Source organism: Streptomyces sp. NBC_00525 (genome assembly GCF_036346595.1).
Lineage (GTDB): Bacteria > Actinomycetota > Actinomycetes > Streptomycetales > Streptomycetaceae > Streptomyces.
The window spans coordinates 6,172,509-6,191,521 of sequence record NZ_CP107834.1; the positions used below are offsets into that span (position 1 = coordinate 6,172,509).

Below are 19,013 nucleotides of genomic sequence, written 5' to 3' on the forward strand. Positions count from 1 at the left end.
CATTCGGCGACAACAAGGGCACTGCGAACGGTAGTCGGGGCCGGGGGAGGGGACAACCGGATTAACGGGCCCGCGCGGCCGTCCCCCCGCGCGGGCCCGGAACGCGCGCCCCGGACCGGTGCGGCCCGGTCGGCGACGGCTCGGGTGGCGACGGCTTCGGCTCAGCGCGGTCCGAACAGCTCGGTCAGGCCCCGGTCCAGGCCCAGGAAGCGGTGCTCGTCGCCGCACGGCACGAGTTCCTCCGCCCGCCGCAGGAACCGGCGCAGATCGTCCGTGTGGACGTGCACCATGGCGGTCCCCTCGCTGGCGTGGAACTCCAGCACCGTGCGGTCGTAGCCGAATGGCCGGACCCGTACGTCCCCGAGTCCGGACGGCACCTCCATGCCGGCGGCGAGCAGCTCCCGCGAGAACTGCCAGGCCACCTCGGTCCCCTCCAGCGTCGCCGGTGCCGGGAACACCATGCGTACGGCGAAGGGGTCCGCCCGGTCGTAGCTCAGGACTGCGGGCAGCGTCTCCATCTGCGGCGCGGACGCAACCATGCGGGCCTGTACGGACTGTTCGATGACCGTGGACACGAACCTGCTCCCTCTCGCGACCGGACGAACGGTTCCCGGCACCGGTAGAGACGGCCGGGGCCGCCGATCCGTGCACCGGGAGACGGGGTGAGCTGTGTCACCGCACACCGCTGCCTGTTCACGTGCCCCGTTCCGGCCGGAGCACCCCGCGCGGAGGCGTCGCGGTGCGACGAGTTCTCAGAGGGCCTGGCGGTACGCGGCCAGCTCGTCGACCGTCTTGGTGGCGATGAACTCGGTGATCCGGTACGCGCACACGCCCTGGACGACGAAGGGGTCGGTCGCCGACAGCCGTTCGATCGCCGCCCGGTCGTCGCCCACCGCGATGATCACCCCGCCCTCTCGGGGGTTCTTGCGCCCGGAGGCGAGGAACACCCCGGCCGCGTACTGCTCCTCCAGCCAGACGACGTGATCCTTCAGCACCGCGTCGACGCGGTCCAGCGGGGCGGTGTAGGACAGCTCAAGTACGAACATGCGCCCAGGCTATCGCTCGTGGGTTCGCCGGAACGGCCTAGGGTGGGCGCACCATGACTGCTTTTCAGATGCCCTCCGACGCCGCCGAGGCCCGTGCCGTCCAGGACGCCCTGCGCGCCCGGGTGATCCTCGACGAGCCGGGGCCGCCGCCCGGTCGCGGCCATGTGACCGGGGTGGACGTCGCCTACGACGACGACCGCGACCTCGTGGTGGCGGCGGCCGTCGTGCTCGACGCCGCGACGCTGGAGACGGTCGCCGAGGCCACCGCCGTGGGCCGGGTCGGCTTCCCGTATGTGCCGGGGCTGCTGGCTTTCCGCGAGATCCCGACCGTGCTGGCCGTGCTGGAGGAGCTGACCGCCGACCCCGGTCTCGTCGTCTGCGACGGCTACGGCAGGGCCCACCCGCGCCGCTTCGGCCTCGCCAGCCATCTCGGGGTGCTCACCGGGCTCCCGGTCATCGGCGTCGCCAAGAACCCGTTCACCTTCACCCACGAGCCGCCGGGGCCCCGGCGCGGGGACCAGTCGCCGCTGCTGGACGACGGCGAGGAGGTCGGCCGGGCCCTGCGCACCAAGGACGCCACCAAGCCGGTGTACGTCTCGGTCGGCCACCGCACCGGCCTGGACAACGCCGTCGCGCACACCCTCGCCCTCGCCCGCGGTTTCCGGCAGCCGGAGACGACGCGCAGGGCCGACGCACTGTGCCGCCGGGTCCTGCGCGAGGCGACCGGCTGACGTCCGGCCGGGGCCGCCGATCTCAGCTCTCCGCCGCCACCCGGAACCGCAGCCCCGCCGCGACCAGCCGCTCCAGCAGCGCGTCGCCCATCGCGGCGGCCGTCGTCACCTGCCCCGAAGTGGCCGGCAGCTCGTCCAGCGCCAGGCACAGCGCCGACTCCGCGAGCATCTTCGCCGTCTCGTCGTAACCCGGATCGCCGCCCGACACCTCCGTGAACACCCGCCGGCCGCCGCCCTCGCCGACGAACCGCACCGTGAACCAACTGCGCCGCCTGCGCTCCGCGTCCGGGCCCGCGCCGGACGCGTACCGCCCCATCAGCCACTCCCGCGCGGCAGGCACCTGCGCCGCGCCGAGCAGCGCCCCGAGCGCCGCCGTGCCCCCGAGAGCCACCGGCAGGTGCCGGACCGAGGCGAAGTGGCGGTAGCGGAAGTCGGGGCCGTAGCCCGGCAGCGCCCGCGCCGAGCGGGCGACGACCCGCGCGTCCAGCGTCGGCAGGGGCAGCGCCCAGGTGCCGGTCTGCGGACTGAAGTGCGGCCGCCCCAGCGGGGCGCGGACCCGGCGCCCGGCCGGCCGGGGCTCGTACAGGCGGCGCTCTCGCGCGGCGCGGGCCGTCTGCCGGCCCCGGCCCATCGCGGTGAGCGCCGAGGCGAACGTACCGCCGGAGAAGGTGGCGTTGCTGCGGACGAAGCCGTCGACGCGCAGCGGCACCCCGGCCGGGAGCCGGCCGACCGTGTAGTAGACGCCCAGGTCGTGCGGCACGGAGTCGAAACCGCAGGCGTGCACCAGCCGGGCACCGGTCTCGCGGGCCCGCGCGTCGTGCTCCACGTACATCCGGTCCACGAACTCCGGCTCGCCGGTGAGGTCCGCGTAGTCGGTCCCCGCCTCGGCGCAGGCGGCGACCAGGCCCTCGCCGTACGAGACGTAGGGGCCGACGGTCGTGGCCACCACGTGCGCGGACTCGGCCAGCGCGCGCAGCGAACCGGGGTCGGTGGCGTCCGCCTCCAGCAGCGGGAGGTCCGCGCAGCGCGGATCGAGACCGGCCAGCCGGGCGCGCAGCTTCGCCAGCTTGGCGCGGTCGCGTCCGGCGAGGGCCCAGCGGCAGCCGTCCGGGGCATGCCGGGCGAGGTAGGCGGCGGTGAGCGCGCCCACGAAGCCGGTGGCGCCGAAAAGGACGATGTCGTAGGGGCGGGCCGCCCCGTTCTGCCTGTTCACGCAAGCCTCCGCGCAGGTGGCACCGGATGGGGCGGAGGAGAGGTTAGCGCGGCCGCCGTGGCGGACTGCGGGCGGGAGGGGGTCATGGGGGAGTATCCAGGAGTGTCCGGGAAAGTACTAAGCGCTTGCTCTGCCCAAGGGGTTGTGCGGAGCGCGGCGCGTTCCTAGCATCATCGGTGTTACATCAGTTGTGTCATACCGCTGGGGGCTCGATGGCAGCAGCAGAGAACGGTCCGCGCGGCCCCCTCGCCGGGCTGCGGGTGGTGGAGCTGGCCGGCATCGGCCCCGGCCCCTTCGCCGCGATGCTCCTGGCCGATCTGGGCGCCGACGTGGTGCGGATCGACCGTCCGGGCGGCGCCGGACTCGGTATCGACCCGGCCCGCGACCTCACCAACCGCAACAAGCGCTCCGTGCTCGTCGACCTCAAGGACCCCGCAGGACCGGCGACCGTCCTGGACCTCGTCGAGCGCGCCGACGTCCTCGTCGAGGGCTACCGGCCGGGCGTCGCCGAACGCCTGGGCGTCGGCCCCGACGCCTGCCTCGCCCGCAATCCGAAGCTCGTCTACGGGCGGATGACCGGCTGGGGCCAGGACGGGCCGCTGGCCGCGCGCGCCGGGCACGACATCGCGTACATCGCGCTCACCGGCACCCTCTCCATGATCGGCGGACCCGGCGAGCCGCCCACCGTCCCCGCCAACCTGGTCGGCGACTACGCGGGCGGCTCGCTGTACCTCGTCGTCGGCGTCCTCGCCGCCCTCCAGCACGCCCGCACCCCCGGCGGCACCGGACAGGTCGTGGACGCGGCGATCGTCGACGGCGCCGCCCACCTCGCCACGATGATCCACGGCATGCTCGCGGCCGGCAGCTGGCAGGACCGGCGCGGCTCCAACCTGCTGGACGGCGGCTGCCCCTTCTACGGCACCTACGCGACCGCGGACGGCCAGTACATGGCGGTCGGCCCGCTGGAGCAGCGGTTCTACGACGAGTTCGTCCGGCTCCTCGGCATCGCGGACACCGCCCCCGACCGGGGCGACCTCGCCCGCTGGGACGAGCTGCGCACCGCCGTCGCCGACCGGTTCCGCAGCCGGACCCGCGCCGAGTGGACCGCGGTCTTCGACGGGACGGACGCCTGCGTGGCCCCTGTCCTCTCGCTCCGCGAGGCCCCCCACCACCCCCATCTGGCGGCCCGCGCCACCTTCGTCGAACACGGCGGACTCACCCAGCCCGCGCCCGCGCCCCGCTTCACGGCCACGCCCACCGCCGTGCGCACCGGACCCGCCCTGCCGGGCGCGGACACCGAAGCCGTCGCCGCCGACTGGGACGTGCCCGGCCTGCTCACCACCCGGAAGGACACCACCGACTGATGCAGCGGCAGATCTTCACCGAAGAGCACGACGCGTTCCGCGAGACCGTACGCACCTTCCTCGCCAAGGAGGTCCTTCCGCACTACGAGCAGTGGGAGAAGGACGGCATCGTCTCCCGCGAGGCCTGGCGCGCCGCCGGCCGCCAGGGCCTGCTCGGCCTCGCCGTGCCCGAGGAGTACGGGGGCGGCGGCAACCCCGACTTCCGCTACAGCGCCGTGCTCGCCGAGGAGTTCACCCGCGCCGGCACCCCCGGCCTCGCGCTCGGGCTGCACAACGACATCATCGGCCCCTACCTCACCGGGCTGGCCACCGAGGAGCAGAAGCGGCGCTGGCTCCCCGGCTTCTGCACCGGCGAGATCATCACCGCCATCGCCATGACCGAACCCGGCGCCGGCTCCGACCTCCAGGGCATCCGCACCACCGCCGAGGACAAGGGCGACCACTGGCTGCTCAACGGCTCCAAGACGTTCATCTCCAACGGCATCCTCGCCGACCTGGTGGTCGTCGTCGCGAAGACCACCCCCGAGGGCGGCGCCAAGGGCCTCTCGCTCATCGTCGTGGAACGCGGCGCCGAGGGCTTCGAACGGGGCCGCAACCTCGACAAGATCGGCCAGAAGTCCCAGGACACCGCCGAACTCTTCTTCAACGACGTGCGCGTCCCCAAGGACAACCTCCTCGGTGAACGCGACGGCGCCTTCATCCACCTGATGACCAACCTCGCCCAGGAACGCATGGGCATAGCCGTCGCCGGGATCGCCGCCGCCGAACACCTCCTGGAGATCACCACCGCGTACGTCAAGGAGCGCGAGGCGTTCGGCCGGCCGCTCGCCAGGCTCCAGCACATCCGCTTCGAGATCGCGGAGATGGCCACCGAGTGCGCCGTCACCCGCGCCTTCCTCGACCGGTGCGTCGTGGACCACTCCGAGGGCACCCTCGACGCCGTACACGCCTCCATGGCGAAGTGGTGGGCGACCGAACTGCAGAAGCGCGTCGCCGACCGATGCCTCCAACTGCACGGCGGCTACGGGTACATGTCGGAGTACCCGGTGGCCAGGGCGTTCACCGACGGCCGCATCCAGACCATCTACGGCGGCACGACCGAGATCATGAAGGAGATCATCGGCCGCTCGCTGCTCGGCTGACCCACCCTCCTCGCACCACCCGCCCGAAAGGCTGCTGACTTGAGCACCGAAGCGTACGTCTACGACGCGATCCGCACCCCGCGCGGCCGCGGCAAGGCCAACGGGGCCCTGCACGGCACCAAGCCGATCGACCTCGTCGTCGGCCTGATCCACGAGATCCGCGCCCGCTTCCCCGGCCTCGACCCCGCCGCGATCGACGACATCGTCCTCGGCGTGGTCAGCCCGCTCGGCGACCAGGGCTCCGACATCGCCCGGATCGCCGCCATCGCGGCCGGCCTGCCGGACACCGTCGCCGGCGTCCAGGAGAACCGCTTCTGCGCCTCCGGTCTGGAGGCCGTCAACCTGGCCGCCGCCAAGGTCCGCTCGGGCTGGGAGGACCTGATCCTGGCGGGCGGCGTCGAGTCGATGTCCCGGGTGCCGATGGGCTCGGACGGCGGCGCCTGGGCCATGGACCCGATGACCAACTACGAGACCGGCTTCGCCCCGCAGGGCATCGGCGCCGACCTCATCGCGACCATCGAGGGCTTCTCGCGCCGCGACGTGGACGAGTACGCCGCGCTCTCCCAGGAGCGGGCCGCCGAGGCGTGGAAGGACAACCGCTTCGCGCGGTCCGTCGTCCCCGTCAAGGACCGCAACGGCCTCGTCGTCCTCGACCACGACGAGCACATGCGCCCCGGCACCACCGCCGACTCCCTCGCCGCGCTCAAGCCCTCCTTCGCGACCATCGGCGAGATGGGCGGCTTCGACGCGGTGGCGCTCCAGAAGTACCACTGGGTCGAGAAGATCGACCACGTCCACCACGCGGGCAACTCCTCCGGCATCGTGGACGGCGCCTCCCTCGTCGCCATCGGCAACAAGGAGACCGGCGAGCGCTACGGCCTCACCCCGCGCGCCCGCATCGTCTCGGCCGCCGTCTCCGGCTCCGAGCCCACCATCATGCTCACCGGCCCCGCGCCCGCCACCCGCAAGGCGCTGGCCAAGGCCGGGCTCACCATCGACGACATCGACCTGGTCGAGATCAACGAGGCGTTCGCCGGCGTCGTCCTGCGCTTCGTCCGCGACATGGGGCTCTCCCTCGACAAGGTCAACGTCAACGGCGGCGCCATCGCCCTCGGGCACCCGCTGGGTGCCACCGGCGCGATGATCCTCGGCACCCTCATCGACGAACTGGAACGCCGCGACCGGCGCTACGGCCTGGCCACCCTGTGCGTGGGCGGCGGCATGGGCATCGCCACCGTCGTCGAGCGTCTCTGACCGTCCCCCTTCCTACGGAGAAGACACACCCATGACCGAGAGCACGACCATCCGCTGGGAACAGGACGAGACCGGCGTCGTCACCCTCGTACTGGACGATCCCGACCAGTCCGCCAACACGATGAACCAGGCGTTCAAGGACTCCATCGCGGCCGTCGCCGATCGCGCCGAGGCCGAGAAGGACTCCATCCGGGGCATCATCTACACCTCCGCCAAGAAGACCTTCTTCGCGGGCGGCGACCTCAAGGAAATGATCCGGATCGGTCCTTCGAGCGCGCAGCTCGCGTTCGACACCGGCACCGCCATCAAGAACTCGCTGCGCCGCATCGAGACCCTCGGCAAGCCGGTCGTCGCCGCCATCAACGGCGCCGCGCTCGGCGGCGGCTACGAGATCGCCCTCGCCGCCCACCACCGCGTCGCCCTCGACGCCCCCGGCTCCCGCATCGGCCTGCCCGAGGTCACCCTGGGACTGCTCCCCGCCGGCGGCGGCGTCACCCGCACCGTACGCCTCATGGGCATCGCCGACGCCCTGCTGAAGGTCCTCCTCCAGGGCACCCAGTACACCCCCCGGCGCGCCCTGGAGAACGGCTTGGTCCACGAGGTCGCGGCCACGCCCGAGGAGATGCTCGACAAGGCCCGCGCCTTCATCGACGCCCACCCCGAGTCGCAGCAGCCCTGGGACGTCAAGGGCTACAAGATCCCCGGCGGCACCCCGTCGAACCCGAAGTTCGCCGCGAACCTGCCGGCCTTCCCGTCCAACCTCAAGAAGCAGATCGCCGGCGCCCCGATGCCCGCGCCGCGCAACATTCTGGCCGCCGCCGTCGAGGGCTCCCAGGTCGACTTCGAGACCGCGCTGACCATCGAGGCCCGGTACTTCACCGAGCTGGTCACCGGGCAGACCGCCAAGAACATGATCCAGGCGTTCTTCTTCGACCTCCAGGCCGTCAACTCCGGCGCCAGCCGCCCCAAGGGCATCGAGGAGCGCCCCGTCCGCAAGGTCGCCGTCCTCGGCGCCGGCATGATGGGCGCCGGCATCGCCTACTCCTGCGCCAGGGCCGGGATCGAGGTCGTCCTCAAGGACGTCTCCGCCGAGGCCGCCGCCAAGGGCAAGGCGTACAGCGAGAAGCTGCTCGACAAGGCGCTCGCGCGGGGCCGCACGACCGAGGCGAAGCGCGCCGAACTGCTGGCCCGCATCACCCCGACCGCCGACCCGGCCGACCTCGCCGGCTGCGACGCCGTCATCGAGGCCGTCTTCGAGGACACCGCGCTCAAGCACCGGGTCTTCCAGGAGATCCAGGACGTCGTCGAGCCGGACGCGCTGCTGTGCTCCAACACCTCCACCCTGCCCATCACGGTGCTGGCCGAGGGCGTCGAGCGGCCCGCCGACTTCATCGGGCTGCACTTCTTCTCACCGGTCGACAAGATGCCGCTGGTCGAGATCATCAAGGGCGAGAAGACCGGGGACGAGGCGCTGGCCCGCGCCTTCGACCTGGTCCGCCTGATCCGGAAGACCCCGATCGTGGTCAACGACTCGCGCGGCTTCTTCACCTCGCGCGTCATCGGCCAGTTCATCAACGAGGGCGTCGCGATGGTCGGCGAAGGCGTCGAGCCCGCCTCCGTCGAGCAGGCCGCGGCCCAGGCCGGCTACCCGGCCAAGGTGCTCTCCCTGATGGACGAGCTGACCCTCACCCTGCCGCGCAAGATCCGCGACGAGACCCGCAGGGCCGTCGAGGAGGCCGGCGGCACCTGGCCCGGCCACCCGGCGGACGAGGTGATCGACCGCATGGTGGACGAGTTCGGCCGCCCCGGCCGCAGCGGCGGCGCCGGCTTCTACGAGTACGACGAGGCCGGCAAGCGCACGCGCCTGTGGCCGGGCCTGCGCGAGCACTTCGGGAAGCCGGACGCCGATGTCCCGTTCACGGACATGCAGGAGCGCATGCTCTTCTCCGAGGCGCTGGACAGCGTCCGCTGCCTGGAGGAGAACGTCCTGATCACCGTCGCCGACGCCAACATCGGCTCCATCATGGGCATCGGCTTCCCGCCGTGGACCGGCGGTGTTCTCCAGTACATCAACGGCTACGAGGGCGGCCTGCCCGGCTTCGTGGCCCGCGCGCGGGAACTCGCCGAGCGCTACGGCGACCGCTTCCTGCCGCCCGCGCTGCTGGTGGAGAAGGCGGAGAAGGGCGAGACCTTCCACGACTGACAGCCGGACCGCTGTGCCGTACCGCCCCTCGCCGGGAGCGGTACGGCACACCCGTCTTCCGGCTCAGTCGGCGGTGAACGCGGCCCGCAACTGCTCCTTGAGCGAGCGCTGGAACGCCGTCACCAGGGCCTGGAGCACCATCGGCTGCATATGCGCGGAGAGCGACTTCATCGCCTTGACGTGCTCGGGGTCCGCCTCCCGCTCCCGGTACGGGCCCCAGACCTCGTCCCGGAAGAGCCGGGTCAGCTCCTGCGCGGCCGCGCGGGTGTGCTCCACCAGGACCGTACGGGCGGCGAGGATCGTCTCGTGCGCGATCGGTACGTCGAGCAGCTCCACGCCCAGCCGCAGCAGCCCCGGATCGAGCCGGAACACCCCGTCCTCGGGCGCGGACCGCTCCAGCACGCCCATCGCGGCCAGCCGTTCGAGATCCTGCTCGCCGAGCGGCCGCCCGGCCCGCCGCTCCAGCTCCGCCCGTGAGGCGTCCTCCGGCGAGTCCGGCGCCCAGGACGCCACCAGAGCCCGGTGGATGGCCAGATCGTGGGCGCTCAGATCGGGCGGCAGCTGCTCCAGGTACCGTTCGATCGCGGCGAGCGTCATGCCCTGGTGCTGGAGCTCCTCGATCAGCGCCAGCCGCGAGAGATGGCCGTGCCCGTAGTGCCCGACCCGGCGCGGCCCGATCACCGGCGGCGGCAGCAGCCCGCGCGTGCTGTAGAACCGCACCGTGCGCACGGTCACCCCGGCGCGAGCCGCCAGCTCGTCGACGGTGAGCTTCGGCTCCTCGGCCTCGTCCGCCATGGTCCGCTCCTCGTGTCCGGTGCCGCGAACGGGCCGCGACGCACCTGCCCGCCCGGTGCAACAGTATTGCTGTCTCACCAACGATGTGAAAGCCCTGCCCGGCGGTTGCCCGGGGGTTGTCAGTGCCGCCGCCTAGCCTGAACACATGTCCGAGATCAGTTACGTACAGGGGGACGCGACCTCGCCGCAGGGCAAGGGCGCCAAGATCATCGTGCATGTCTGCAACGACCTCGGCGGCTGGGGCAAGGGCTTCGTCCTCGCCCTCTCGCGCCGCTGGCCCGAACCCGAGGCCGCCTACCGCGCCTGGCACCGCGACCGCGCGCACAACGACTTCGGCCTCGGCGCCGTCCGGTTCGTCCGGGTCTCCCCGTTCGTCGAGGTGGCCAACCTGGTCGGCCAGCACGGCATGCGCCGGGGCAGCAAGGGCGTCCCCGTACGCTACGAGGCGATCGACACGGGGCTGGCCACCGTCGCCGACCGCGCCCGGGAGCTGGGCGCATCGGTCCACATGCCCCGGATCGGCTGTGGTCTCGCGGGCGGCACCTGGTCCCGGATCGAGCCCCTCATAGCGGCCCGGCTGACGGAGCGGGGCCTGCCGGTGACCGTGTACGACTTCGGCTGACGGGCCGGGCCCGGCCTGGATACGGGGGTACGCCGCATGTCACCCTGTTGCGGCCGCTCCGTCCGGGGCGAGCCGGTGCGGACGGGGGAGGGGCCATGACGGCACGCGGTGGCGAGGGGGCGGCCCCCGCCGGGGTGCTGGACGGGGCGGTCGCGCCCACCGACGCGCTGGGCGAACAGATCCTGGACGCCGCGCGCGAGCAGTTCATGACCTTCGGGCTGCGCCGCTCGACCGTCGACGACGTCGCCAAGCGCGCCGGTGTCTCGCGCGTGACCGTGTACCGGCGGATCGGCAACAAGGACAGCCTGGTCTCGGCGTGCCTGCTGCGTGAGTACCGCCGGTTCGTCGTGGAGGTGGACCAGGCGGTCGCCGCGCTGCCCACACCGGAGGACCGGCTGGTCGAGGGCTTCGCCGCCGTGCTCCGGCACATCCGCGAACACCCCCTCATCGGCGGCCTGCTGCGCCTGGAGCCGGAGACCATGCTGCCGTTCCTGACCGTGGAGAGCGGCCCCGCCCTCCTCGCCATCCGGGACTATCTGGCGGGCCGGCTGCGCGAGGCCCGGCGCCTGGAGGGCGGACCGGAGACCGACCCGACCCCCGTCGCCGAACTCATGGTGCGGATCACGGTCTCGTTCCTGCTCAACCCGGTCAGCTGCTTCGAACTGGACGACGACGCCCAGGTCCGCGACTTCGCCCGCCGCTGCCTGGTCCCCCTGCTCACCGCCTAGGGCCTGGCCGGCTCAGGCCGCCTCGTCCGGCAGCGGCTGCAGCGGGCGGTTCCGTGCCCAGTGCGGGCCCAGGTCGTCCAGCCGCCAGCCGAACGGGTACGAGCGGGGCCGCGGCCGGGACGGGAAGCGGCGCGGCCGGGCCGGCATCCGGCGTACGCACCGCGCCCGCAGCCGCAGCGCCCCCGACGCGGCGTTCCGCGCCCAGCGGGGCTGCGGCCCGAACCCCAGCGCCCGCAGCAGCGGCTCGTCCAGCAGCGCCAGCGAGAACCGGGCGACGAGCGGCCGCAGCGGGCGCGGATACCAGCTCGCCATCACCCGGAACGTGGCACTGGCCACCCGCCGGTTCGCCGGGTCGTACGCGAACATGCGCTCCTCGTACGCGTCCAGCAGCCGTTCGAACCCCTCGTACGTGTCGGGGACGTCCTCGATGCCCATCAGCGCGCCCGTCCTGCGCGCCGCCTCCGCCAGCGCCCGCACCTCCTGCGCGCACAGCGGGCGCCAGCCGTACCGGTCGATCCAGCGCTTGGGCCCCACCACCGTCGTCGCCAGGACATAGCGGAAGTCGTCGTTCGGGATGCGGTACCTGCCGTGGATGCGGTTGAGGTGGCGGGCCGCCGCCCGCCCCCGCTCCGAGTCGAACCCGTCGATCGCCATCTCGTACCCGATCAGCACGGTGTCGTCGTACCGCTTCTGCCCGTTGCGCTCGAACTCCTGGGTGCGGTCGAGGAGCACGGAGATCCTGGGCACCCCGTAATCGCGCAGGAACGCCACGCTCACGCCCTGCCGGTAGTCCCAGGGGAACTCGTACTGGGAGATCAGCCGGAGGATCTCGGCGTAGTCCCGCGACGGGTCCATCCGGCGGATCTCGCGCAGGCGGCTGTACCGGCCCATGGTGCGCCCTCCTGTCCGTTTCCGGGCTCCCCACCGCCGAACGGGCCGCTCAACTGACCCGCCCCGTCACGCCATATGACGAGGCGTCGGGTACGCGGCGGATGCATGTCGGGTGCGGAGAGTCAAAGATACAAATACTATTGACTTGTATCACCGGTCCCGTCAACACCGCCGCGGGGCGGACCGGGATCAGGCGGAAGCGCGGCGTATCAGCCGGGTCGGCGTGATCACCGGCTCCGGGCCGGGCCCCCCGTCCTCCAGCCGCTCCATCAGCAGCCGCACCATCAACCGGCCCATGCCCACCACGTCCTGACGGATCGTCGTCAGCGGCGGGTCCGTCGTCTCGGCGACCGACTCCATGTCGTCGAACCCGACCAGCGCCACGTCCTGCGGCACCCGACGCCCCCGCTCGCGCAGCACCCGCAGCGCCCCCGACGCCATCAGATCGTTCGCCGCGAACACCGCGTCCACCTCCGGCCGCCGGTCCAGCAGCTCCGCCATGGCGCGGGCGCCGCCCTCCACCGTGAAGTCGCCGTCCACCAGCAGCGCCGGATCGGCGTCCGGCAGCACGTCCGCGTAGCCGTCGATCCGGTCCAGCGACGAGGTCTGGTCGCGCGGGCCCGCGATGTGCGCGATGTGCCGGCGGCCGAGCCCGGCCAGATGGCGCACGGCCTGACGGGCGCCGCCCCGGTTGTCGCAGTCCACGAACGGCACCTCGTCGGCCGGGACGCCCCGGCTGCCGGGCCTGCCCCCGTAAACGGCCGGGACGCGGAAGCGCCGTATGGCGGTGGACAGTTCGTCGTCCGTGTGCAGCGAGAACGCCAGCACCCCGTCCACATGGCCCCCGGCCAGATAGCGGCTGACCCGCTCGAAATCCCCGCGCCCCTCCACCAGGAGCAGCACCAACTGCGCGTCATGGGCGCCCAGTTCCCGGCTGATGCCCCGGATGTGCTGGGAGAAGAACGGGTCCGAGAAGATCCGCGCCTCCGGTTCGTCGATGATCACGGCCACCGCCCCGTTGCGCCGGGTCACCAGGGTCCGCGCGGCGTGGTTCGGGATGTAGCCCAGCTCCTCGACCGCCTTGCGCACCTGGTCCACCAGCGGCTGCCGGACGCCCGCGCCGCCGTTCACCACACGGGAGGCCGTCGCCCGCGACACTCCGGCACGGGCCGCCACCGCCTCCAGCGTGGGGCGCGCGTGGAGCGGGGCATCGGGGGTCGGACCGGGCAAGGGACGCTCCTCACGGCGCGGCGGGAGGCCGAGGCGGCCGGGCCGGCCGATCGGCGCGAACAACGGGCGTCAGCCTAACGGCCGTGACCCCGCCCCCCGTTCCGTGTGAACCGGGCCGTGCACGGGCCTGTCGCGGCGCCCGCCGGCCGCAGTATCTTCCGCCCATGCCGATCGCGCCGACAGGCGGCGGACCGCTGCCGCCCCGGCGCACCCGTGCCCGCACCCTCGCCCTGGTGGCCGTCTCCGCCGCCCTGAGCGTCCCCCTGCTGACCGTCCCCTCCGACGCGGCGCGCGCCCCCGTGCCCCGGACCGGCTTCGAACGGTCCGGTGGGGCGCGCTGGACCGGGCAGTCCGAGGAGGCGTCGCTGCTCGCGGCCCTCGCCCGGCGCGGCGACCGGGTCTCCGTGCAACGCGTCGGCACCACGGGCCAGGGGCGCGCCCTGCGCCTCGTCCGCATCGGCAGCACCGACCCGGCGGCGCTCACCGTACTGCTGGTCTGCGGCCAGCACGGCGACGAACCCGGCCCCCGCGAGGCGTGCCTGAGCACGGTCCGCGACCTCGCCCGCGCCACCGACGCCCCGACCCGCGCCCTCCTCGCCCGGACCACCGTCCTCGTGCTGCCCACCGCCAACCCGGACGGCCTGGCCGCGGGCAGCCGGGGCAACGGGGACGGCGTGGACGTCAACCGGGACCATGTCGCCCTGCGCACCGCCGAGGCGCGGGCCGTCGCCGCCGTGCTGGCCGCCCGGCGGCCCGATGTCGTCGCCGATCTGCACGAGTACGGGGCCGTCTCGCCGTACTACGACAAGGACCTGCTCGTCCTGTGGCCCCGTCACCCCGGTGTCGACGGGCCGTTGCGCGAGGCGGCGCGCGATCTCGCCATGGACGGGGTGCGGTCGGCCGCGCGGGAGGCCGGATTCGGCACCGGGGTGTACGGCGTCTGGACCGACCCGGTCACCGGGCAGCCGGTCCGGTGGGTCGGGGGAGACGGCCGGGCGGGCATCCTGCGCAACCGGGCGGGCCTCGCGCACGCGGTCGGACTGCTGGTCGAATCCCGTACGGACGCGCTCACCGAGCGGGAGCGCGCCGACCCGGCCCTCGCCGGCCGCCGCCGGGTCGCCGCCCAACTCGCCGCCATCCGGGGGCTCCTGCGCTATGCGGACGAGCGGCGCACGTCCATCGCCGCCGCCACCGCGCACTCCCGGTCGGTCGCCGGCGCCCCGGCCCGCGGCTGAACCCGCTTGTTGCTACCGGAAGATATGTCTTTGATGTGGTACTGCCTACGGAGAGCGATTTGTCAGTTTCCGTGAAAGGTGCCATTCGTGTCGCAGGACGATCAGAGAACGGGCGGCAGAGGGGAGCTGTCGGTGACGGCGGACCTCCCCGGCGACCCGGGACAGCACCGGCGCCCCGTCACCGACCGGGTGGTGTTCGGCGTGACGGCCGGCCTCACCCTGGCCTTCGTCATCTGGGGGGCCACCGCCACCGACTCGCTGGAGGACGTCTCCGACAAGGCCCTCAACGGGCTCATCCACAACGGCGGTTGGGCCTTCATGCTGGCCGCGTCCGGATTCGTCGTCTTCGCCCTGTGGCTCGCCATCAGCCGGTACGGAAACATCACCCTCGGCCAGGAGGACGAGGAGCCGGAATTCCGCACCGTCTCCTGGGTCGCCATGATGTTCAGCGCCGGCATGGGCATCGGCCTGATGTTCTACGGGGTCAGCGAACCGCTGGCCCACTTCACCGACCCGCCGCCCGGCACCCACCCCGCCGACGCGGCGGAGGCGATGCAGACGGCGATGGCCACCACCCTCTTCCACTGGACGCTGCACCCCTGGGCCATCTACGCGGTGGTCGGCCTCGGCATCGCGTACAGCACCTTCCGGCGCCGCAGGCGGCAGACCATCAGCGCCGTGTTCGAACCGCTCATCGGCCCCGACCGCGCCCACGGCGGCCTCGGCCGGTTCATCGACATCCTGGCCATCTTCGCCACCCTCTTCGGCTCGGCCGCCTCCCTGGGACTCGGGGCCCTCCAGATCGGCAGCGGCTTCCACGAACTGAACTGGATGGAGAAGACCGGCACCGGCCTGCTCGTCCTGATCATCGCCGTGCTGACCGCCGCGTTCATCGCCTCGGCGGTCTCCGGCGTGGAGAAGGGCATCCAGTGGCTGTCCAACATCAACATGGTGCTCGCCCTGATCCTGGCCGTGTTCGTGTTCATCGCGGGCCCCACGATCATCGTGCTCGACCTGGTGCCCACCTCGATCGCCGCCTACTTCGGCGACCTGGCGCAGCTCGCCGGCCGCACCGAGGCCACCGGTGAGGGCGAGGTCGCGGACTGGCTGGGCAGCTGGACCGTCTTCTACTGGGCCTGGTGGATCTCCTGGACGCCCTTCGTCGGCATGTTCATCGCGCGCATCAGCCGGGGCCGCACCATCCGCCAGTTCATCGGCGGCGTCATCCTGGTGCCCAGCACCGTCAGCCTCATCTGGTTCGCCGTCTTCGGCGGCACCGCGATCAAGCTCCAGGAGGGCGGCGAGCTCGGCGGCGCCGACACCCAGGAGGCCCAGCTCTTCGGCGTGCTCCAGCAGTTCCCCATCGCCACCGCCATGAGCATCCTGGTGATGGTGCTCGTCGGCATCTTCTTCGTCTCGGGCGCCGACGCCGCCTCCATCGTCATGGGCACCCTCTCCCAGAAGGGCATCCTGGAACCCGCCCGCTGGGTCGTCGTGTTCTGGGGCGTCGTCACCGGGGCCGTCGCCGCCGTCATGCTGCTCATCGGCAACGGCAAGGGCGACGCCCTGGCAGGCCTCCAGAACCTGACCATCCTGGTGGCGGCGCCCTTCACGATCGTGATGGTCGCCATGTGCGTGGCCCTGATGCGGGACCTGCGCCAGGACCCGCTGATCGTCCGCCGCGAGTTCGGCGTGGAGGCCGTCGAGTCCGCGGTCATCGAGGGCCACGCCCGGTACGACGGCGACTTCGAGATCCGTATCGGCCCCGGCGGCAGCCAGATCACCACCGAACGCCACGACGGACCGGGCGCCCCGCACCCGAAGTAGCGGGACCCGCCGGGGGCGCCGCCCGCGCCCCCGGCCGGGGTCAGCCCACCAGCTCCGCCGCCTCCAGCGCGCAGCCCAGCGCCACCGTGACGCCCGCGCCGCCGTGCCCGTAGTTGTGGATCAGCCGGGCGCCCCCGGACAGCGTCTCCGCCTCGATGCGGACGCCCGCGTCGCGCGCCGGGCGCAGCCCCACCCGGTGACCGAGCACCCGTGCCCGCGCGATCTCCGGCCGCACCCGCGCACAGCGCGCCACGATGTCCTCCGCCGTACGGGGATCGGGCACCGCGGACCAGTCGTCGGCGGCCGCCGTGCCGCCGAGCACCAGCCGGCCGGGCTGGGGGAAGAAGTACGTGGTCTCGCTCGACGCCGGATCGGCCTCGGTGAACCACTCCCGTATCCCCGGATTCTCCACGAGCACCAACTGCCCGCGCACCGGCCGCACCCCCGCGTCCGGCACCAGCTCGCGGGCACCGAGCCCGGCGCAGTCGACCACCGTGCCCGCCTCCGCGGCCGCCTCGTCGAATGAGGCGACCGCACGCCGCTCGACCGTGCCCCCCGCCGCCCGCACCCGCTCCTCCAGCCACGCCAGGTGCACCGGCATGTCGATGAGCGGCAGCCGGCACCGCAGCCCCTCGGCGGTCTCCACCACCTGCGCCGACTCCCGTGCCCACGAGCCCAGTCCGGCCAGGCGCTCACCGCGGTGCAGCCCGTCCACCAGCCGTACGCCGGTCTCCTCCGGGTACGCCGCCAGCTCCTCGTAACGCCGCAGCGTGGTCAGCGCCCAGTCGCCGACCCGGTCCAGCGGCTCGATCCGGTACGGCCACCACAGGGCCCCCGCCACCGCCGACGTCGTCTCGCCGGCCGGTTCACGGGACCACACCCGCACCCGGCGCCCCCGCTCGGCCAGCACCAGCGCGGTGGTCAGCCCACTGACCCCGCCCCCCACCACGACCACATCCGCCACGGCCACCCGCCTCCCCGCGCTCGACCCGTTCCTCCTGGCCGGACTCTAGGCGCTCCGCCCGCCGTCTCCCAGACCGCGCCGACTAGGATCGGCACCCTGATGACTGCCACTCTCGTCGCCAAGGACCTCGCCGCCGGACACGGCGACCGCACGCTCTTCGCCGGGCTCGACCTCGTCGTCGCCCCCGGAGACGTGATCGGTCTCGTCGGAGTCAACGGCGCAGGAAAATCGTCGCTGCTGCGGCTGCTCGCCGGGCTGGACCAGCCGGAGGAGGGCGAGCTGCGGCTCTCCCCGCCCACCGCCACGGTCGGCCATCTGCCGCAGGAACCCGAGCGGCGCCCCGGCGAGACCGTACGGGAGTTCCTGGGCCGCCGCACCGGAGTCGCCGAGGCGCAGGCCGCGATGGACGCCGCCACGCAGGCCCTGGTGGACGGCGAGCCCGGCGCGGACGACGCCTACTCCGAGTCCCTGGAGCGCTGGCTCTCCCTGGGCGGCGCGGACCTGGACGAGCGGGCCGAGGAGACCGCCGCCGAACTCGGCCTCACTGTCGGCCTCGACCTGCCGATGACCGCCCTCTCCGGCGGCCAGGCGGCCCGCGCCGGACTCGCCTCGCTGCTGCTGTCCCGCTACGACGTCTTCCTGCTCGACGAGCCCACCAACGACCTCGACCTGGACGGCCTCGAACGCCTGGAGAAGTACGTCTCCGGGCTGCGGGCCGGCACCGTCCTCATCAGCCACGACCGCGAATTCCTCATGCGCACGGTGACCAAGGTCCTCGAACTCGACCTGGCCCAGCAGCAGATCAACCTCTACGGCGGCGGCTACGCGGCCTACCTGGAGGAACGCGAACGCGCCCGCCGGCACGCCCGCGAGGAGTACGAGGAGTACGCCGACAAGCGCTCGGCGCTGGAGAGCCGCGCCCTGATGCAGCGCTCCTGGATGGACAAGGGCGTCAAGAACGCCCGCCGCAAGGCCACCGACTCCGACAAGATCGGCCGCAAGTTCCGCAGCGAGTCCAGTGAGAAGCAGGCCGCGAAGGCCCGGCAGACCCAGCGCATGATCGAACGCCTCGACGTGGTGGACGAGCCGCGCAAGGAGTGGGAGCTGCGCATGGAGATCGCCTCCGCGCCCCGCTCCGGATCGGTCGTCGCCACCCTGCGCGAAGCCCGCCTGGTACGCGGCGACTTCGTCTTCGGCCCCGCCTCGCTCCAGATCGACTGGGCGGACCGGGTCGCCATCACGGGCGCCAACGGCTCCGGCAAGTCCACCCTGCTGGCCGCCCTGCTCGGCCGCCTCCCGCTGGACTCGGGGCACGCGAGCCTGGGCTCCGGCGTGGTCGTCGGCGAGGTGGACCAGGCGCGGAAGCTGTTCCACGGCTCGGAGAGCTTGCTGGAGGCGTTCTGCGCGGCGGTGCCCGAGACGGAGCCCGCCGACGTACGCACCCTGCTCGCCAAGTTCGGGCTGCGCGCCGACCATGTGATGCGCCCGGCGACCACGCTCTCGCCGGGGGAGCGCACCCGCTCGGCACTCGCCCTCCTCCAGGGCCGGGGCGTCAACCTGCTGGTGCTGGACGAGCCGACGAACCACCTGGACCTGCCTGCGATCGAGCAGCTGGAGTCGGCGCTCGACTCGTACACCGGCACCCTGCTCCTGGTGACGCACGACCGCCGGATGCTGGAAGCGGTGCGCACCACGCGCCGGATCGAGGTGGCGGAGGGCCGCGTAACGGAGGCCTGACCGGCATCTGGCATACCAAACGTCGAACCGA

The 19,013-nt window shown here is 72.9% G+C and carries 17 protein-coding genes; 10 read left to right on the forward strand and 7 right to left on the reverse strand.

Annotated features, from left to right (window positions below):
* Positions 1 to 161: 161 nt before the first annotated feature.
* Positions 162 to 575, reverse strand: coding sequence for an SsgA family sporulation/cell division regulator (locus OG710_RS27030; RefSeq protein WP_111339277.1), 414 nt, complete (start codon positions 573 to 575; stop codon positions 162 to 164).
* Positions 576 to 752: 177 nt separating this feature from the next.
* Positions 753 to 1,046: a YciI family protein gene (locus OG710_RS27035; protein WP_330241656.1), complete on the reverse strand. Its 294-nt coding sequence runs from the start codon at positions 1,044 to 1,046 to the stop codon at positions 753 to 755.
* Between the two features lie 68 nt (positions 1,047 to 1,114).
* Between OG710_RS27035 and OG710_RS27040 the strand changes: the two genes are divergently transcribed.
* Positions 1,115 to 1,777, forward strand: a complete 663-nt coding sequence (locus OG710_RS27040) for an endonuclease V (RefSeq protein WP_443064338.1) — start codon at positions 1,115 to 1,117, stop codon at positions 1,775 to 1,777.
* Between the two features lie 22 nt (positions 1,778 to 1,799).
* On the opposite strand, the gene OG710_RS27045 is transcribed toward OG710_RS27040, so the two are convergent.
* Positions 1,800 to 2,990: a saccharopine dehydrogenase family protein gene (locus OG710_RS27045; protein ID WP_330241658.1), complete on the reverse strand. Its 1,191-nt coding sequence runs from the start codon at positions 2,988 to 2,990 to the stop codon at positions 1,800 to 1,802.
* A gap of 212 nt (positions 2,991 to 3,202) precedes the next feature.
* Here OG710_RS27045 and OG710_RS27050 point away from each other — a divergent pair, with 212 nt between their 5' ends.
* From OG710_RS27050 to OG710_RS27065, 4 genes are read left to right on the forward strand one after another with little or no spacing between them, the layout of a single operon-like run.
* Entirely contained in the window at positions 3,203 to 4,354 is a 1,152-nt protein-coding gene (locus OG710_RS27050; RefSeq protein WP_330241659.1) for a CaiB/BaiF CoA transferase family protein, read from the forward strand.
* A complete protein-coding gene (locus OG710_RS27055; RefSeq protein ID WP_330241660.1) occupies positions 4,354 to 5,496 on the forward strand; it encodes an acyl-CoA dehydrogenase family protein in 1,143 nt (380 codons plus the stop codon). The genes OG710_RS27050 and OG710_RS27055 overlap by 1 nt, the downstream gene beginning before the upstream one ends.
* A gap of 39 nt (positions 5,497 to 5,535) precedes the next feature.
* Complete coding sequence (locus tag OG710_RS27060; protein WP_330241661.1) at positions 5,536 to 6,750, forward strand: acetyl-CoA C-acetyltransferase; 1,215 nt, start codon at positions 5,536 to 5,538, stop codon at positions 6,748 to 6,750.
* A 31-nt stretch (positions 6,751 to 6,781) separates the two neighbouring features.
* Complete coding sequence (locus OG710_RS27065; protein ID WP_330241662.1) at positions 6,782 to 8,953, forward strand: 3-hydroxyacyl-CoA dehydrogenase NAD-binding domain-containing protein; 2,172 nt, start codon at positions 6,782 to 6,784, stop codon at positions 8,951 to 8,953.
* A gap of 63 nt (positions 8,954 to 9,016) precedes the next feature.
* On the opposite strand, the gene OG710_RS27070 is transcribed toward OG710_RS27065, so the two are convergent.
* The gene (locus OG710_RS27070) at positions 9,017 to 9,748 is read right to left on the reverse strand and encodes a MerR family transcriptional regulator (protein ID WP_330241663.1); all 732 of its coding nucleotides are present in this window, start codon (positions 9,746 to 9,748) and stop codon (positions 9,017 to 9,019) included.
* A 145-nt stretch (positions 9,749 to 9,893) separates the two neighbouring features.
* On the opposite strand from OG710_RS27070, the gene OG710_RS27075 reads away from it, so the two are divergent.
* On the forward strand, positions 9,894 to 10,370 hold the full coding sequence (locus OG710_RS27075) for a macro domain-containing protein (protein ID WP_330241664.1): 477 nt from the start codon (positions 9,894 to 9,896) through the stop codon (positions 10,368 to 10,370).
* Between the two features lie 95 nt (positions 10,371 to 10,465).
* Positions 10,466 to 11,098 carry a TetR/AcrR family transcriptional regulator gene (locus tag OG710_RS27080; RefSeq protein WP_330241665.1) on the forward strand — a complete coding sequence of 211 codons (633 nt, stop codon included), beginning with the start codon at positions 10,466 to 10,468 and terminating at the stop codon, positions 11,096 to 11,098.
* 12 nt (positions 11,099 to 11,110) lie between these two features.
* On the opposite strand, the gene OG710_RS27085 is transcribed toward OG710_RS27080, so the two are convergent.
* Together OG710_RS27085 and OG710_RS27090 are read right to left on the reverse strand one after the other, a co-directional pair.
* Positions 11,111 to 11,989, reverse strand: a complete 879-nt coding sequence (locus OG710_RS27085) for an oxygenase MpaB family protein (protein ID WP_330241666.1) — start codon at positions 11,987 to 11,989, stop codon at positions 11,111 to 11,113.
* Between the two features lie 189 nt (positions 11,990 to 12,178).
* Positions 12,179 to 13,219, reverse strand: a complete 1,041-nt coding sequence (locus OG710_RS27090) for a LacI family DNA-binding transcriptional regulator (RefSeq protein ID WP_330241667.1) — start codon at positions 13,217 to 13,219, stop codon at positions 12,179 to 12,181.
* A 164-nt stretch (positions 13,220 to 13,383) separates the two neighbouring features.
* Here OG710_RS27090 and OG710_RS27095 point away from each other — a divergent pair, with 164 nt between their 5' ends.
* Complete coding sequence (locus tag OG710_RS27095; RefSeq protein ID WP_443064301.1) at positions 13,384 to 14,454, forward strand: M14 family zinc carboxypeptidase; 1,071 nt, start codon at positions 13,384 to 13,386, stop codon at positions 14,452 to 14,454.
* An 87-nt stretch (positions 14,455 to 14,541) separates the two neighbouring features.
* Entirely contained in the window at positions 14,542 to 16,281 is a 1,740-nt protein-coding gene (locus OG710_RS27100; RefSeq protein WP_330241668.1) for a BCCT family transporter, read from the forward strand.
* Between the two features lie 40 nt (positions 16,282 to 16,321).
* On the opposite strand, the gene OG710_RS27105 is transcribed toward OG710_RS27100, so the two are convergent.
* The gene (locus tag OG710_RS27105; protein ID WP_330241669.1) at positions 16,322 to 17,245 is read right to left on the reverse strand and encodes an FAD-dependent oxidoreductase; all 924 of its coding nucleotides are present in this window, start codon (positions 17,243 to 17,245) and stop codon (positions 16,322 to 16,324) included.
* A gap of 99 nt (positions 17,246 to 17,344) precedes the next feature.
* Between OG710_RS27105 and OG710_RS27110 the strand changes: the two genes are divergently transcribed.
* Positions 17,345 to 18,982 carry an ABC-F family ATP-binding cassette domain-containing protein gene (locus OG710_RS27110; protein WP_330241670.1) on the forward strand — a complete coding sequence of 546 codons (1,638 nt, stop codon included), beginning with the start codon at positions 17,345 to 17,347 and terminating at the stop codon, positions 18,980 to 18,982.
* Positions 18,983 to 19,013 lie beyond the last annotated feature (31 nt).